Below are 15,118 nucleotides of genomic sequence, written 5' to 3'. Positions count from 1 at the left end.
GGGCGGCTGCGCCGCCCCAACCCACAAACATAAAAAGAAACAGGACCAAAACCAATGTGAAACCGGACATTTCTATCTAGCCAGAAACCGGACATTTCAATCTGGCCTCGACAAAATTTGTGAGTCCCAAGTTCAGATGTAGGGTTTCCGCTAAATAGAAATGTCTGGTTCAGGTCTGCCCGAGGCGCATGCTATCCGCGCGCAACCCGGCGGAGCCTGCCATGAACGAGCCAGGACTGGTGACGATCAACCAGACCGGTAACGTCTCCAGAGCTTCAGGATCGCCACGTAGGCCAGAATCGCGACGATCAGATCGATGATGACCATGGTCGGAATATAGAGATTATCGGAGTCACTAATGCCGAGTCGGTCAGAGGCGTCAATCCAGAACATTATCTGGCCCTCAGGCATCGGTAACGGATACGTATGGACGTAGCGAACAGAAAGAAGAAATAATCCGATAAATAACGCTACTTTAAATATTCTACGGACAAGTGTCGCCATGCGCCGTTACCTCAATCGTTCCATATGCACGAATGCCTGAATTGCGAGCGGGGATAGTGAAGGTGTGCAGGAGTGCGCGTCTTATTTTTTCGAAATCTGCATAACCAGGGAGGGTAATGCAGCCTTTCGATAGACCGCGACCGCCTGCTGGGTGCAAGCGGAATTGTCCGCGCTCGACACCATTAATCCAGGTGTGGTCATCGATAATGCCGTCGTCACGATAAAGTGCGAACCACTCTTCATGATTAGTACGTCGGCCGACTACGCCGCTCCAGATGTCTTTTGCATGCGCTTCAGTTCTGGATCTGAATCCGCCTGTTGGACGATCTACTATCCAATAGATCCCTGTTGGAAGCGGACCATTATCAGGCACCGTAGTACAGCCTCCTTTGTTCCGATAGATACCGTCACCTGAGTATGCTTTAAATGTACCAATGCCGGGAATAATCAATGAAGATCTGTCCTTATCGATTATAAATTTTCCATAAAACGCCAATTGATGCACTCCCCTTGTGTCGATTATTTAATCAGAATGCCACGTAAGAGAAAGCGCAAGGTATCTTAATAATGCCCTGTTGCTGATTAACATCAGACAATATGGAATTATTAAAAATCAGAAAATTCCTAATCCCACGGACAGAAAATTCCTGTATCGGCCCCCTGCAGGTTACTCGATCACCGTTGGATTTTCAGGCAGCGGAGAGTATGTACCGAATTACCTTGGGCTCGGCGCCGCCGAGCCTGTCCCACTCGCGCGACCTCACTGATAGCCGTGGCTGCCGAGTACCTGCTGCATGTTGGAGCCTTCCCACGAACCGGACCGGCTATTCGTCATAGCCGCGTCCTCGGCCAACATGGCAAGCAACTTCGGCACAGTCATCGAACCGTGCGTCGTCTCGTTCGGGTCAACCCGGTTGCAGCTATCGACCACAACCTGCAGATCATTGTAGACAGCCTGTGGAATCTCCATCTCGATCTTCACGATGCCAGTCATCACGTCACTCCTGGATAAGCCGGAACGTATCCATACTCACACTGACTCTGTAGCGTCGCAGCTGGTCCGGGTGCGCGACGATCTCCGTCGTCACCTCGACGTCGTGGCCACCGTCGCTGAGTGCGATGAGGTGCTCACCCGGCACGGCATACCGGTGGACTTGCTGCGACTGGCGCCGCGCCGCAGCTTCCTTACCGTCGACCCGCACGCGCTCCGGGGTCTGAGATATCCAAACCTTAAAATATGTTCAACGTAAATTAAATTACCACCCCCAAATTTGTAGGTCCCAAATAGAAATGTCGTGTTTGCGGGTTCAGGCTGGTAGCCAGCATTCGTTGAGGAGCGCCAGCCATGAACGCTATTGTAGTGACTCAGTTGCATGAACCGGTCCCGCTGAGCGCCCATCCACTTGCAGTATGCTTTGCGCGTGCCCCCCGGCATGTGCCTTTATTTCGCTCCCGATGTCCCGCGTTGCACCCGGGATCGGGAGCATCCACTCTTGCGAAAGGCAAAATGAATCTCAAGCAGCTGGAGTACTTCGTTCGCGTCGCCGAGTTGGGCAGCTTCGGCAAGGCTGCCATGCAACTGAACATGACCCAGCCGGCGCTTTCGCGTCAGGTGCGGCTACTGGAGACGGATCTGCGCGCGACGCTGCTGATCCGTAACGGACGAGGCGTTGTCCTGACCGAAATCGGCAAGCGTCTATTCGATCATGGCGTGAGCATCCTGCGGCTTGTCGCGAGCGTCACCGAAGACATCGAAGCCGCGCGCGACGAGCCGTCCGGACACATCGTGCTGGGACTACCGCCGAGCATGACCCGGCGGCTGACGCCGTTCCTTGTCGATACTTTCCGCCGCGAATTGCCGGCTGCATCGCTGGCCATCGTCGAGGGGCTTTCGACCCATCTCGTCGAATGGATTGCAATGGGCCGGGTGGATCTGGGCCTCATCCACAATCCCCAACCCAATCCGGCTATCGAGATCACGCCCGTGCTCGACGAGGCGCTTGGCCTCGTGAGCCGCGCGACGCGTGGCGATGCGAAAGCCAAACCGCTGCCCTTTTCCCAGCTCGCCGACTATCCCCTGATTCTTCCCGGACACACTCACGCGATGCGCCGGCTTCTCGACACCCAGGCGGCCATGTCCGGGGTGAAGCTGAATATCGCCCTGGAAGTTTCGAGCGTCCCGTCCATTCTCGATCTCGTCAATGCAGGCTACGGCCATGCCGTACTGCCCCAGACAGCGCTTGCCGCCTCGGATCGGCCGAAGGCATTCACGCTGCGCCCGTTCAAGGACCCCATGCTGACCAGTACGCTGTGTCTCGCGGAATCCGCGCACAAGCCGACCAGCCGGCTCGTGCGGCAGACCGCCCGGCTGCTGCGCGAGATCGTTTCCCATGCCGAATCGTTATAGCAGCTAGTAGGATCGTTGTACTAGGCAATGCATACCCCAATGGCCAGAATCGGGCCATGGAAAACTTTGCTGCTTCTGTTCGTTCCGACGCGAGACTTTCCGGCGTCTCGTCGATGGCGACCCGCCTGCTGCTCGCCGATATCGGCACGTTATACCGCGAGCAACGCGGTATCGACGTGCATTTCAGGTCTGTCGGCGGCGTCGATGCCGCGCGGCTCGTGCGTGACGGCCATCCCTTCGATCTTGCCGTACTCGCGAGCGACGCCATCGACGCACTGATCGCAAGCGGCCATCTCGTGAGCGACAGCAGGACCGATGTCGCCCGCTCGAACGTCGCCGTGGCGGTCCGCGCCGGCGCGCCCCATCCCGCGATCCATAACGCAAAGGCATTGCGCGAAGCGCTGCTCGGCGCGCATAGCGTGGGCTATTCCACGGGACCGAGCGGCACGGCCCTCATGAATCTGCTTGAAACGTGGGGGATTCGGGACGCCATGGCCGATCGCTTCGTGCTGGCAGCGCCCGGCGTACCGGTCGGCCAGCTTGTTGCCGATGGCGTCGTGGAACTCGGCTTCCAGCAACTCAGCGAACTCATGAATCTGCCCGGCATCGACGTGCTGGGAACCATGCCGCACGACTGCGCGATCGTGACGACATTCTCCGCCGCGCTTTGCACGGGTGCGGCTCATCCCGACCCTGCGCGCGATCTGCTTCAGGTCCTGCACTCAGCCATCACTGACGAACTCAAGCATCGCCACGGCATGGAACCCGCGTGAGCGAGCGCACTTCCCTTCTTCAAGAACTCCTCATGATTATCGACATACACGGTCACTACACGACGGCGCCCAAGGCGCTCGAAGCATGGCGCAATCGCCAGATCGCCGGCATCGCGGACCCCGCACAGATGCCGCGCGTCTCGGAACTCGTCATCACCGACGACGAGCTTCGCGAGAGCATCGAGAATAATCAGCTCAGCAAGATGCGCGAGCGCGGCTCCGACCTCACGGTGTTTTCGCCGCGCGCGAGCTTCATGGCCCATCACATTGGCGACTTCAACGTCAGCAGCACGTGGGCGGCGATCTGCAACGAACTGATCCATCGCGTCTCGGCGCTCTTCCCCGCTCATTTCATCGGCGCGGCCATGCTGCCCCAGTCGCCCGGCGTCGATCCGCGCTCGTGTATTCCCGAGCTCGAACGATGCGTCAGGGACTACGGATTCGTTGCTGTCAATCTGAATCCGGACCCATCGGGCGGTCACTGGACTTCGCCGCCGCTCACGGACCGGCACTGGTATCCGCTGTACGAAAAGCTGGTGGAGCTCGACGTTCCCGCGATGATCCACGTCTCGACCTCGTGCAACGCATGCTTTCACACGACGGGCGCGCACTACATCAACGCCGACACGACAGCATTCATGCAACTGGTTCAGGGCGATCTGTTCAGGGATTTTCCGACGCTCAGGTTCGTGATCCCGCACGGCGGCGGCGCTGCACCCTATCACTGGGGACGCTATCGCGGTCTCGCGCAGGAACTGAAAAAGCCGCTGCTCACGGAACATCTGCTCAACAACGTCTTCTTCGATACCTGCGTCTATCACCAGCCCGGTATCGACCTGCTCACGAAGGTCATTCCCGTCGATAACATCCTCTTTGCGTCCGAGATGATCGGCGCGGTTCGTGGGATCGATCCGGAAACCGGCCATTACTACGACGATACGCGGCGCTACATCGAGGCGACGCTCAACCTCAGTGCGGAGGAGCGTTACAAGGTCTACGAAGGTAACGCGCGCCGTGTCTATCCGCGTCTGGACGCGGCACTCGAAAAGAAGGAGAAACAGAATGTTTGAACTCGGCGTCGTACATCGCCATATCGAACGCACGGAGCCGGCGCTTGCCGGCGCATTCGCAGGCTACGGCTGTGCCACCGTGCACGAGGCCATGGGCCGTGTCGGTCTCATGAAGCCGTATATGCGTCCGATCTATGCCGGCGCCCAGGTTGCCGGTACGGCCGTCACCGTCCTGCTGCAACCGGGCGACAACTGGATGCTCCACGTCGTGGCCGAACAGATCCAGCCGGGCGATATCGTCGTTGCCGCGGTCACGGCGGAGTGCTCGGATGGCTATTTCGGCGACCTGCTGGCGACCAGCTTCAAGGCGCGCGGCGCGCGCGCGCTCGTGATCGACGCGGGCGTGCGTGACGTCAGGACGCTCACGGAGATGCAGTTTCCCGTCTGGAGCCGTTTCGTCAGCGCGAAGGGGACGATCAAGGCCACGCCCGGTTCCGTGAACATCCCGCTGGTGTGTGCCGGTGCGCTCGTCACGCCGGGTGACGTGATCGTGGCCGACGACGACGGCGTGGTCTGTGTGCCGCGCGGTATCGCGCAAGAGGCACTCGAAGCCGCGAGGTCACGCGAGGCCAATGAAGCGGGCAAACGCGAGAAGCTCGCCAGCGGCGTGCTGGGGCTCGATATGTACGGCATGCGCGAGCCTCTGGCGAAAGCCGGCCTCCGCTACGTTGATTGAGGAGACGCACATGTCCAGCACAAATTCCAGAATCACCACGGGTCCCTTCGAGAAAACGCCGGGTTGGCTCGACTGGTTGGAAAACCCGAGCCGCCCGCTATTCGCCCTGCCCGCTGGCGCCGTGGACGCGCATTGCCACGTGTTCGGTCCGGGCGAGCAGTTCCCGTACGCACCGCAACGCAAGTACACGCCGTGCGATGCCTCGAAGGAACAGCTCTTCGCGCTGCGCGATCATCTCGGCTTTGCACGCAACGTGGTCGTTCAGGCGACCTGCCACGGGTCCGACAATCGCGCGATGGTCGATGCGCTGATTCATTCGAATGGGCGTGCGCGGGGCGTCGCCACGCTGCCTTTCGACGTTACCGACGCGGAACTGCAACGCCTGCACGACGTGGGCGTGCGCGGTGTGCGCTTTAACTATGTCCGGCGCCTCGTGGACATCACGCCTGCCGATGAACTGCTGAAAATGGCTCACCGCATTGCTCCGCTCGGCTGGCATGTCGTGATCTATTTCGAGGCGCCGGATCTCCCGGAGTTGTGGGACTTCTTTACCTCGTTGCCGACTACCGTTGTTGTAGACCACATGGGGCGCCCGGATGTGACGAAGCCGGTCGACGGTCCCGAATTCGAGCTCTTCGTGCGCTTCATGCGCGAGAACCCGAACGTGTGGTCCAAGGTCACCTGCCCGGAGCGTCTTTCCGTTTCCGGTCCGGCTGCGCTGGATGGTCAGCGCGCGGCCTATCGCGACGTCGTGCCGTTTGCCCGCCGCCTCGTCGAAACTTTCCCGGATCGCGTGCTTTGGGGTACTGACTGGCCGCATCCGAACCTGACCGCGCACATGCCCGACGATGGCCTGCTGGTCGACTTCATTCCGCAGATCGCGCCGACGGCAGCGCTTCAGAAGAGCCTGCTGGTCGATAATCCGATGCGCCTGTACTGGCCAGAGGAAACCTGAACAGTTTTTCCCGCACTGCCTGGATTTCGTGGCGGGCATGGCAACGTGCCGTGACTCTCAGGCCCCTCGGGCCCGCCACTTCACTCATCGATAATACAAGGAGACATCCCCGTGCAATCCGCGCCTACCCAAGCCGCGGGTCTCGTACTCACCCCCTGGCAGAAATCGCAGGCAGTTGCGATGTCCTGTCTTGGCTGGGCATTCGACCTCTTCGACCTCTTTATCCTGCTGTACGTGGCGCCGATACTCGCCACGGTATTCTTCGACTCGTCGCGGCAGATGCTGTCGCTGGCCGCAGTCTACGGTGCTTTCACGGCGACGCTGATCATGCGTCCGGTCGGCGGCTATCTGTTCGGCCGGTACTCGGATCGTCATGGCCGCAAGAAGACGCTGGTGGTCGCATCCGTCGGGGTGGGCGTATCGACGGCACTCATGGGCACGATCCCAACCTATCAGAGCATCGGCATCCTCGCGCCGATGCTCTTTTTGCTGTTGCGCCTGATTCAGGGCGTGTATATGGGCGGGATGGTCGCGGCCACCCATACGCTCGGCACCGAATCGATCGGTCCGAAGTACCGGGGGTTGGCTTCGGGGATCATCTGCGGTGGCGGCTCCGGCATCGGCAAGCTCTTCGCCTCTCTTATCTTCGTGCTGGTGAGTGCCCTGATTCCGCCCGCGGCATTCACGGCGTGGGGCTGGCGCATCATGTTCTTCTCCGGCCTCGCGAGTTCGCTGCTTGGCCTGTTCGTTTTCACACGCCTTCAGGAGTCGCCGCTGTGGCTCGCACTCGCGGCGCAACATCGCGCGGCACCGACGAGGCCGCAGAAGAAGGCCAGTGCGCTGAGCGGCGGCTTCGTGGGCATCACGGTCGGGTGCGTATTGCTGACCCTCGCCGGCGGCGGCCTGTCGTATCTCACTTCGGGTTACCTGCCGACATTCCTGAAGATCGTCAATCACGTACCGCACACCACGATGGGTATGATCCTGAGCGTGTCCGCCGTGTGCGTGAGCCTGACGTCGGTGCTGGCGGGCGCGCTCACGGACCGCATCGGCCGGCGGCGCGCGATGCTTTTCTACGGCCTGATCTCGTTGGTGTCGATCCCCTTGCTGTACCTCGGGTTGACCCATGCCGAGGGAATCGGCGCAATTGCGGTCTATACGATTGCACTCAGCTCCATCGGCACGTTCTGCTATTCACCGCTCGTGATCGTGCTCAATGAGCGCTTTCCGACCGCGATCCGTTCGAGTGGCACCGCCATCTCGTGGAACGTGGGCTTTGCCATCGGCGGCTCGATGCCGACTCTCGTCTCGCTGCTCGCGACCGACGTCGGCGCCCTACCGATGACGCTGGCTACGGTCAGCGCGCTCGTCAGCCTCGTGTATCTGGCCGTCGTATTCCTGATGCCGGAGACGAAGGGCGCGATGGACGAATCTTCCGTGCCGGCGGCATAGCGGGTTTTCGCGGCATCGGGGCGTATCCGCTTCAGCCGGTACTGTCGTCGCTCCGATCCTTCTTATCTCTTCGTTTCGATCCTGTCATCGGGGTGCGGCTCGTGGCCGACGCCCCGGACAGGTGTCGAAAAAAATAACAATTAATCAGGATGACAAATCATGGATCAAAGCCAGGGATCCGGAAAGCTTCGTGCAATCAGCGTTGCCTCTCTCGCCTGTGCCTCTCTTGCCATGTGTGTGGGCGATGCGCATGCGGCCACGCTTTCAGGCGACGATTCGTCGTCGGTTAACCTGTACGGTTTGATCGGCACGTACGTTACCCAGTCGAAGCTCAGCACGACACCGAAGGGGACGGTTCAGATGGGCGGCGGCGGACTCACGACCTCATACTGGGGCATGAGCGGCAATGGGGCGCTGGGTGGCGGGACTCGCGTCATTTTCAAGCTCGAAAGCTTTTTTCGGCCCAATACCGGCCAGATGGGCCGCAACACCACCGATGGCCTGTTCTCGCGTAACGCGTATGTGGGGCTGGCAAACGACACCTACGGGACAGTCAAGTTCGGCCTGCAGACGACGCAGACGTATCTGAACCAGAGCATGCTCAATCCGTTCGGATCGTCCGTCGTGTTTTCGCCGCTCGTCGTGCAGTCGTACGTGGCAGGCTACAACGGACAGGTGATCGGCGATACCGTCTGGGGCAATACGCTCGGCTACTATTCGCCTTCGTTCTACGGGCTGACGGGTGTCGTTCAGTATTCGGTCAGCAGCGTGGCGGGTCAGCAGGGGCGCGACAATCTCGGCCTGCACCTCGTCTACGAGCATGGGCCTGTGCAGGCCGCGTTTTCGGCTCAGCGGGTGCGAGGGGCGCCGAATTCTCCTGGGGTGGATCAAACGCTCTACCTCGCGGGTGCGACCTATAACGCGCAGTTCGCGAAGTTCTACGGCACACTCCAGACCACGAATACCACGACTTCGCACATTGGCACGCATACGTACCAGCTCGGCGTATCCGTTCCGGTGACTGCGGTATCGTACATACTCGCCTCATGGGCCACCACCCGGCAGAGCGCGCCATCAAACCAGGATTCGGTGCATAACACGGGATCGATCGGCTACGACTACTATCTCTCGAAACGCACGGATGTCTATGGTGTGTATTCGTACGACAGGATTTCCGCGCATCCTTCGGGCAGCACCTATGGTGCGGGGATCCGGCATCTGTTTTGATGCGAGGGGATTTCCGGTTCAGCTTCCCGGTCAACTTTGTCGCCATCCAGTCAATGACGTGACTTCGCAGTCTTTCGTGGCCTTTGCCCAATAGCGGAGCAACCACGCCACCGGCACTATGACACCACGGCATTGGTTCGCTGAAAGCGCTTCGTCGTAGAACAGTAGCTACCGCCCGCGAAAAACATGGCAGAAAGTAAAACGCCCGCTATACGCGGGCGTTCGTTTGTCCATCAATACCTGAATCGACCATCCTCGCCACACATTCCAGGACAACCCCGCAACCCGAAACGATCGATTCATCGAACCGCGCATCCCGCCGTCATGACGTCAATCAAACCGTCATCATGGCCGGATACGCGTATTTCCATCAGCCCGCTACCGAGATGCCGAAAACGTGCATCTTGCCGGCGCTGACATTCGCGGGCAGCGTCACGCTCTGCACGATCTTGGTCGGGTCGATCGCGATCGCCTGCGAGAACAGATAGCTCTTCGTGTTGTCACGGGCACCCGACGCGTTGTTGCGATAGGTCATCGTCACCGCGGCCGTATTCGTCAGCGTGCCGCCGCCGCCATTCAACGTGCCGTCGTCGAGCGTCAGCGATGCGGAGAGGCTCGTGCCGTCCGTGTAGTGGACCGTCACCGTGCCGGTGCTCGGCCCGTTGCCCGATGCGCCGAGGAACACGAGGCTCGAACCCTTCGAACCGGCCGGCATGTCGATCGTCTGACCGGCCACGACCACGTTATCGAGCGACTGCTGGTTCTGCGTCAGGTTGACCGGCAACGAGAACGTTGCGCCGAGCGTCGTCACGCTGCCCGACGAACCGATCGCTGCCGCGAGGGCCGTCGTCGACAGGCTGTTCAGGCTGCCGTCGAATGCCGCGCCGGTACCGGCGGTAGCGCTGCTGCCGTCGAGGCTGAAGCCCTGGTTGTTGAAGGCGTCGGCGAGGCTCGTGTATTCAGGCAGACCGAACGACGGCGGCGGATTGGACGGATCGGTACCCCAGCCCGATGCCGAGCTGCCCATCGAATAGGCGAGCGAGCCGCCGTTCGAGACGTCGGCAAACGACAGCCACGGCGCATTGGCCGCCTTGCCGTTGACCATCAGCGACTGCACGTAGTTCGAGTTCGGTGCGCCAGGAGCCGTGATCTTGATCTGCTTGCCGTTCTCCAGCGTGATCGTGGCTGCTGCAACCTGCGGGCTATGCAATGCGAAACCCGCCACGCCCGGGACTTCCGGATACATGCCGATCATCGCCCAGACATACCAGCTCGACATCGCGCCCATATCGTCGTTGCCCGGCAGACCGCCCGGCGTCGCCGCGAACTGCGTCGTGACGATTTTCTGAATCAGGTCGGACGTCTTGGACGGTGCGCCAGCCCAGTTGTACACCCAGGGAATCGCAAACGAGGGCTCGTTGCCGATGTACAGGTAAGGCGACCCGTTGCCGGCATTGAGCTGGGTCTGCATGGTGTCGAGGCGTGTCTGCACCGTGCTGTTGCCACCGAGCAGCGAGACGAGTCCGGAAAGATTCCAGGGCACCATCCACGTGTACTGCTCCGCGCTGCCTTGCTCGTAATTGTCAGTACTGCTCTGGGTTTCGTTCGTGTATGCCCCGCCCGTCGTACGCGCGGTGAGCAGCGGCGGCGTATCGGCGGTGTCGATCGAGTACTGCCAGCCGGCCGAACGGCCCAGCGCCTGCTTCGCCATCCACGTGTTGCCGAGCGCGGCCGCAAATTGCGAGGCGGCGAAATCGGTCTGGTTGTATTCGAGGCTCGACGACGCGATCGCGCTTTCGCCCGACGTGATGTAGCCGAACTTCAGATAGGTCGACCGCCCGCCGTTCACGCCGATCGTGCTGCCGCCCGAGTTCTTGCACACGGCCAGGTTGTTCGTGTTCAGCTGCGCCATGATGTGATTCAGCGCGCCGGTCGTGTCGAACTTCTGCGCGCCGAACGCGTACGCGGTCGCCACGATGTTCGTGCCGCCGTCGCCGACCATCGTGCCCGAATCGTAGTTGTCGTTGACCCAGCGCGGAATCGCACCGCACTGGTCCGCGTCGTTGAGCAGCGACTGCACCATGTCGCTCGTCTCGGTCGGGAACAGCATTGCGCGCAACGGCATCTGCGAACGATAGACGTCCCAGTTCGAGAAGCCGGTGTACTGCGCGTTCTGGCCGTTGGCGACCGTGTGGACCGTACCGTCGAAGCCGAGGTACTGGCCGTTCGTGTCGCTGAAGATGCTCGGCGCCCACAGCGCGTGGTAGAGCGCCGTGTAGAAGTTGGTCATCGAGTCGCTCGAACTCGGCGTGATGGCGATCGTGCTGAGGCGCTGATTCCAGGCCGTGTCGGCGGCATTCTTGATGCCGTCGAAGTCCCAGCCGGCATTCTCGGTGTCGAGATTCTGCTTGGCATTGGCCATGCTGACGTACGAAATGCCGACCTTCACGAGCACTTGCGCGCCCGGCGCGAAGGACAGGTCGGCAACGCCGGCGCTGACCGTCGAGGACTGGATCGGCTGGCTGAACTCGGCGTAGAAGTAAACCGGCACGCGGCTCGACGAGCTTTCGAAATTGCCGCCCACCGTATAGCCCGCGACTTCGGTGCTCGAGATCTGGGTAATCTGGCCCGTCGTCGATTGCAGCGTATTGGTGTGGGTGGTGTCGATATGGATGAACGCCGGGTTGTTCGCCGGGAACGTGAAGCGCCCGAAGCCCGTGCGCAGCGTGGCGGTCAGCTCGACCTTCACCGAGTTGTCGAGCGCGACGGCGTAGTAGCCGGGCTTGGCCGTCTCGTTCGCGTGCGAGAACGTCGGCGTCAGATTCGCGAGGCTGGTGGTCGCGACAAACGGAATTTCACCGTCGTTGCCCTGCCCGCCGGTGCCGCTCATGTGCGTCAGGCTGAAACCCGCGATCGAGTTGAGGTCGTAGTAGTAGCCAGAGGGCGAACCCGGTTCGGCGGTGGAGCTGGAAGCCGGCGTCGTATTGGTATCGGGCCCCCACTGCACCATGCCCGACGGCAGTCCGGCCGCCGGCAGCGTGTTGCCGCCCGCGCCGTGCGCGGTCGGCGTCGGCGAAGTGCCCGGCGCCGTGCCGATCAGCGGATTGACGTATTGCGTCAGCGACTGCGCGACCGGCGGGGTCGTCGAGCCACCCGACGGCGGCGTCGTGGTCGACCCGCCAGGTGAGGTCGGCAATCCGCCCTGCGGCGATGACGGCGACGACGGAGCCGTGTTGTTCGTGCTGCCCCCGCACCCCGCCAGGATTAATGTGGTAAGTGTTCCTACCGCCCCAAGCCGTATTTTATTTAACATACCCAATTGCCCTATTAAAAATAAAATATCCGGCGTACGTTACGCCGCCAGATTCCGTTAATTCATTCTTATTGATCTGAAACTACATGAATAAACTGGGCGGACAACGGCCTCGCCAACTGGAACGGTCTCCCGGTCCGGTTACGAAAAGGCAGCGCAATCCATTTGGAATATCGCGATGGGCGGCATTATCAGTGTGAAATATAACGATTTCGTTTAATAAACATGACTGGGGCGTGAAAGTGTCAGGCATTCGTAAAGTAATGGGGAAAACGCTTTACCGTGTTTCGCGGCGCATGCCGCAGCGGTCGCGACGTGTGTTGATGGTGAGGAGACGACGGATGGTTTCGCGCTTCAGTCCGTTGCGAAGACCGGTATCGCGATAGCGCGTCAGGCACGAAGGTAGCAGTCGTGTCTTGCTGCTTCACTCGTTCTTGAAGCCGCCTGTCACGATCGTTGCGTAGTGCTGCGCTGCGGGCGCACCCATGTGTTCCGCTATAACAAGGATCGAGCACTCTCTTCTTTCCGTGAATTCCGCAAGTGCACATTGCAATAATCCACTTAATCGATAGGAGAGCTTGTAATCGCAATCCGCGAATCCAGATTCTTGCCGTGCATCAAATACGCCACGAGAGAACATCTCCCGCGTCTTTTCGCTGTCGATAAAACCTGCGGATATTTCCCTTTGCTTTTAATCCGGCATACACTGAATTCAACCTTCTTCCATCGGGCTTGCTTCTGCTTTACCGCTGCCGTTCCTCGGGAACGGATGTTGTTTGCCGTGCTTCGCGAGCCGACGCAAGCCGGGCCGGTTCGTGACCCATCATCATCTGAACGGGACGATCATCATGGCCAATACGAATTACATGGCGCGCAAGACCATCGCCGATATCGTCGGAAGCGCCGACGTGGAAGGCGCCCACGCGCTGTCGAAAACGCTCGGCGCGGCCAGCATCACGGCAATGGGCATCGGTGCGATCATCGGCGCGGGCATTTTCGTGCTAACCGGCACGGCCGCCGCACAATTCGCAGGCCCAAGCATCACGCTGTCGTTCGTGCTGGGCGGCATCGCGTGCGCGTTCGTCGGCCTGTGCTACTCGGAACTCGCGGCGATGCTGCCCGTGTGCGGCAGCAGTTACACGTACACCTATGCGACGCTCGGCGAGATCTTCGCGTGGATCATCGGCTGGGACCTGATCCTCGAATATGCAATGGGCGCGGCGACCGTCGCGGTCGGCTGGTCGGGCTATATCGTGAGTCTGCTGCGCAACGTGGGCATCAACATTCCACCGGCTCTCGCCGCCGCGCCCGGCACCGTCGTCAAGCTCGCCGACGGTTCGAGCGTCACCGGCCTCGTCAATCTGCCGGCCGTGCTCATCGTCGCGATCCTCACGACGATGCTCGTGCTCGGCACCAAAGAATCCGCGCGGCTCAACAACGTGATGGTCGCAATCAAGCTCGTGGTGGTGGTGGCGTTCATTGCGATCGGCGTGTTCTTCATCAAGCCCGAAAACTGGCATCCGTTCATTCCGGCCAATACCGGGCAGTTCGGCAGCTTCGGCATGAGCGGCATTCTGCGCGGCTCGGCCGTGGTGTTCTTCGCGTTCATCGGTTTCGATGCGGTGTCCACTGCCGCGCAGGAAGCGCGACAGCCGCAACGCGACATGCCGATCGGCATCCTCGGTTCGCTGGTCATCTGCACGGTGCTCTATATCCTCGTTGCGGGCGTGCTCACCGGGCTCGTGCCCTACGCCGATCTGAACGTTCCCGATCCGATCGCGAAAGGCGTCGACGCGATCGGCCTGAACTGGTTCGCGATCCTGATCAAGATCGGCGCGCTGACGGGGCTGACGACCGTGATTCTCGTGCTGCTCTATGGACAGAGCCGCATCTTCTTCACGATGTCGCAGGACGGCTTGCTGCCGCCGCTCTTTGCGAACGTGCATCCGCGTCTGCAGACGCCGTATCTGAGCCAGATGCTGATCGGCGCGGTCGTTGCGGTGGTCGCCGCGTTGACGCCGATCGGCGTGCTGGGCGAGATGGTCAGCATCGGCACGCTGTTCGCGTTCATCCTCGTGTGCGGCGCGGTGATCTATCTGCGCCGCAGCGATTCGAACGCGATGCGCCCGTTCCGCGTGCCCGGCGTGCCGGTCGTACCGGTGCTGGGCATCCTGTTCTGTCTGCTGCTGATGGTGGGGCTGCCGCTCATTACATGGTTGCGGCTCGTCGTGTGGCTCGTGATCGGGATGACGATTTATCTGTCGTATGGGCGCAATCATTCGGCGCTGCGGAATCCGGAGCGGCGCCGGTGAGCGATTGGGGGCCGGGCGTTTGCGGAAAGTGCTGCGCCTGGCTCTTTTTCTTGTGCTTCTTATGAGGTTGGTCGTTCAACCGAAATCGGCAGAATACTTAGCTCTGCAATTTTTCAGAGTTTTCCGATTTTTCTTATCTCTACCTTGCCCTACTCTGCGCACTCCACGACTTGCTGCTTGAAAGCAGGAGTGCCGTTGTCGACGCGTCAATGAACGGTAAATCCGGCCAGGCAGTTTTTTGAATCAATATAAGAGGCACATTGACCGGTTTCCGTACCGCTGCAAAATATATGAGAAAAATTGCCACGAAGATATTGGCCGTTCCGGTTCTCGTTGCGCTATCCATGATAGGCGGATGGCAACTGACCTATGTAATCGACAGATTGCCTTTCAATATGCCGGACTCGGTGGATAGGTTCATCGCTTCTG

At 60.4% G+C, this 15,118-nt stretch carries 13 protein-coding genes; 8 read left to right on the top strand and 5 right to left on the bottom strand.

Annotated elements, in window-relative coordinates; genetic code table 11:
- Window positions 1-246: 246 nt before the first annotated feature.
- The 4 genes from G3N58_RS21535 to G3N58_RS21520 form a co-directional block, all read right to left on the bottom strand.
- On the bottom strand, window positions 247-504 hold the full coding sequence (locus G3N58_RS21535; protein ID WP_167041952.1) for a hypothetical protein: 258 nt from the start codon (window positions 502-504) through the stop codon (window positions 247-249).
- Entirely contained in the window at window positions 485-1,000 is a 516-nt protein-coding gene (locus tag G3N58_RS21530; protein ID WP_167042011.1) for a DUF2778 domain-containing protein, read from the bottom strand. Before G3N58_RS21530 ends, G3N58_RS21535 begins: the two co-directional genes overlap by 20 nt.
- A 264-nt stretch (window positions 1,001-1,264) precedes the next feature.
- Window positions 1,265-1,498 carry a hypothetical protein gene (locus tag G3N58_RS21525; protein WP_167281681.1) on the bottom strand — a complete coding sequence of 78 codons (234 nt, stop codon included), beginning with the start codon at window positions 1,496-1,498 and terminating at the stop codon, window positions 1,265-1,267.
- A gap of 4 nt (window positions 1,499-1,502) precedes the next feature.
- Entirely contained in the window at window positions 1,503-1,706 is a 204-nt protein-coding gene (locus G3N58_RS21520) for a hypothetical protein (RefSeq protein ID WP_206000165.1), read from the bottom strand.
- Between the two features lie 305 nt (window positions 1,707-2,011).
- On the opposite strand from G3N58_RS21520, the gene G3N58_RS21515 reads away from it, so the two are divergent.
- The 7 genes from G3N58_RS21515 (at window position 2,012) to G3N58_RS21485 (ending at window position 9,064) form a co-directional block, all read left to right on the top strand.
- Entirely contained in the window at window positions 2,012-2,911 is a 900-nt protein-coding gene (locus tag G3N58_RS21515; RefSeq protein ID WP_167041950.1) for a LysR family transcriptional regulator, read from the top strand.
- A gap of 56 nt (window positions 2,912-2,967) precedes the next feature.
- Window positions 2,968-3,684: a substrate-binding domain-containing protein gene (locus G3N58_RS21510; RefSeq protein ID WP_241016255.1), complete on the top strand. Its 717-nt coding sequence runs from the start codon at window positions 2,968-2,970 to the stop codon at window positions 3,682-3,684.
- A 32-nt stretch (window positions 3,685-3,716) separates the two neighbouring features.
- The gene (locus G3N58_RS21505; RefSeq protein ID WP_206000164.1) at window positions 3,717-4,754 is read left to right on the top strand and encodes an amidohydrolase family protein; all 1,038 of its coding nucleotides are present in this window, start codon (window positions 3,717-3,719) and stop codon (window positions 4,752-4,754) included.
- Window positions 4,747-5,430: a 4-carboxy-4-hydroxy-2-oxoadipate aldolase/oxaloacetate decarboxylase gene (gene ligK, locus G3N58_RS21500; RefSeq protein WP_167041945.1), complete on the top strand. Its 684-nt coding sequence runs from the start codon at window positions 4,747-4,749 to the stop codon at window positions 5,428-5,430. The genes G3N58_RS21505 and ligK overlap by 8 nt, the downstream gene beginning before the upstream one ends.
- A 10-nt stretch (window positions 5,431-5,440) precedes the next feature.
- Entirely contained in the window at window positions 5,441-6,385 is a 945-nt protein-coding gene (locus tag G3N58_RS21495) for an amidohydrolase family protein (protein ID WP_167041943.1), read from the top strand.
- A 111-nt stretch (window positions 6,386-6,496) separates the two neighbouring features.
- Window positions 6,497-7,837 carry an MFS transporter gene (locus tag G3N58_RS21490; RefSeq protein ID WP_167041941.1) on the top strand — a complete coding sequence of 447 codons (1,341 nt, stop codon included), beginning with the start codon at window positions 6,497-6,499 and terminating at the stop codon, window positions 7,835-7,837.
- A 159-nt stretch (window positions 7,838-7,996) separates the two neighbouring features.
- On the top strand, window positions 7,997-9,064 hold the full coding sequence (locus tag G3N58_RS21485; RefSeq protein WP_206000163.1) for a porin: 1,068 nt from the start codon (window positions 7,997-7,999) through the stop codon (window positions 9,062-9,064).
- Window positions 9,065-9,434: 370 nt separating this feature from the next.
- On the opposite strand, the gene G3N58_RS21480 is transcribed toward G3N58_RS21485, so the two are convergent.
- Window positions 9,435-12,260 carry a GH92 family glycosyl hydrolase gene (locus tag G3N58_RS21480; protein WP_241017194.1) on the bottom strand — a complete coding sequence of 942 codons (2,826 nt, stop codon included), beginning with the start codon at window positions 12,258-12,260 and terminating at the stop codon, window positions 9,435-9,437.
- 932 nt (window positions 12,261-13,192) lie between these two features.
- Here G3N58_RS21480 and G3N58_RS21475 point away from each other — a divergent pair.
- Window positions 13,193-14,689 (top strand): amino acid permease, encoded by a 1,497-nt coding sequence (locus tag G3N58_RS21475; RefSeq protein WP_346778285.1) that lies wholly within the window; start codon window positions 13,193-13,195, stop codon window positions 14,687-14,689.
- Window positions 14,690-15,118 lie beyond the last annotated feature (429 nt).

This window comes from Paraburkholderia sp. Ac-20342 (assembly GCF_017104985.1).
GTDB lineage: Bacteria > Pseudomonadota > Gammaproteobacteria > Burkholderiales > Burkholderiaceae > Paraburkholderia.
The sequence above is the reverse complement of the archived record's forward strand: the minus strand, read 5'-3'. Positions and strand labels throughout refer to the sequence as shown.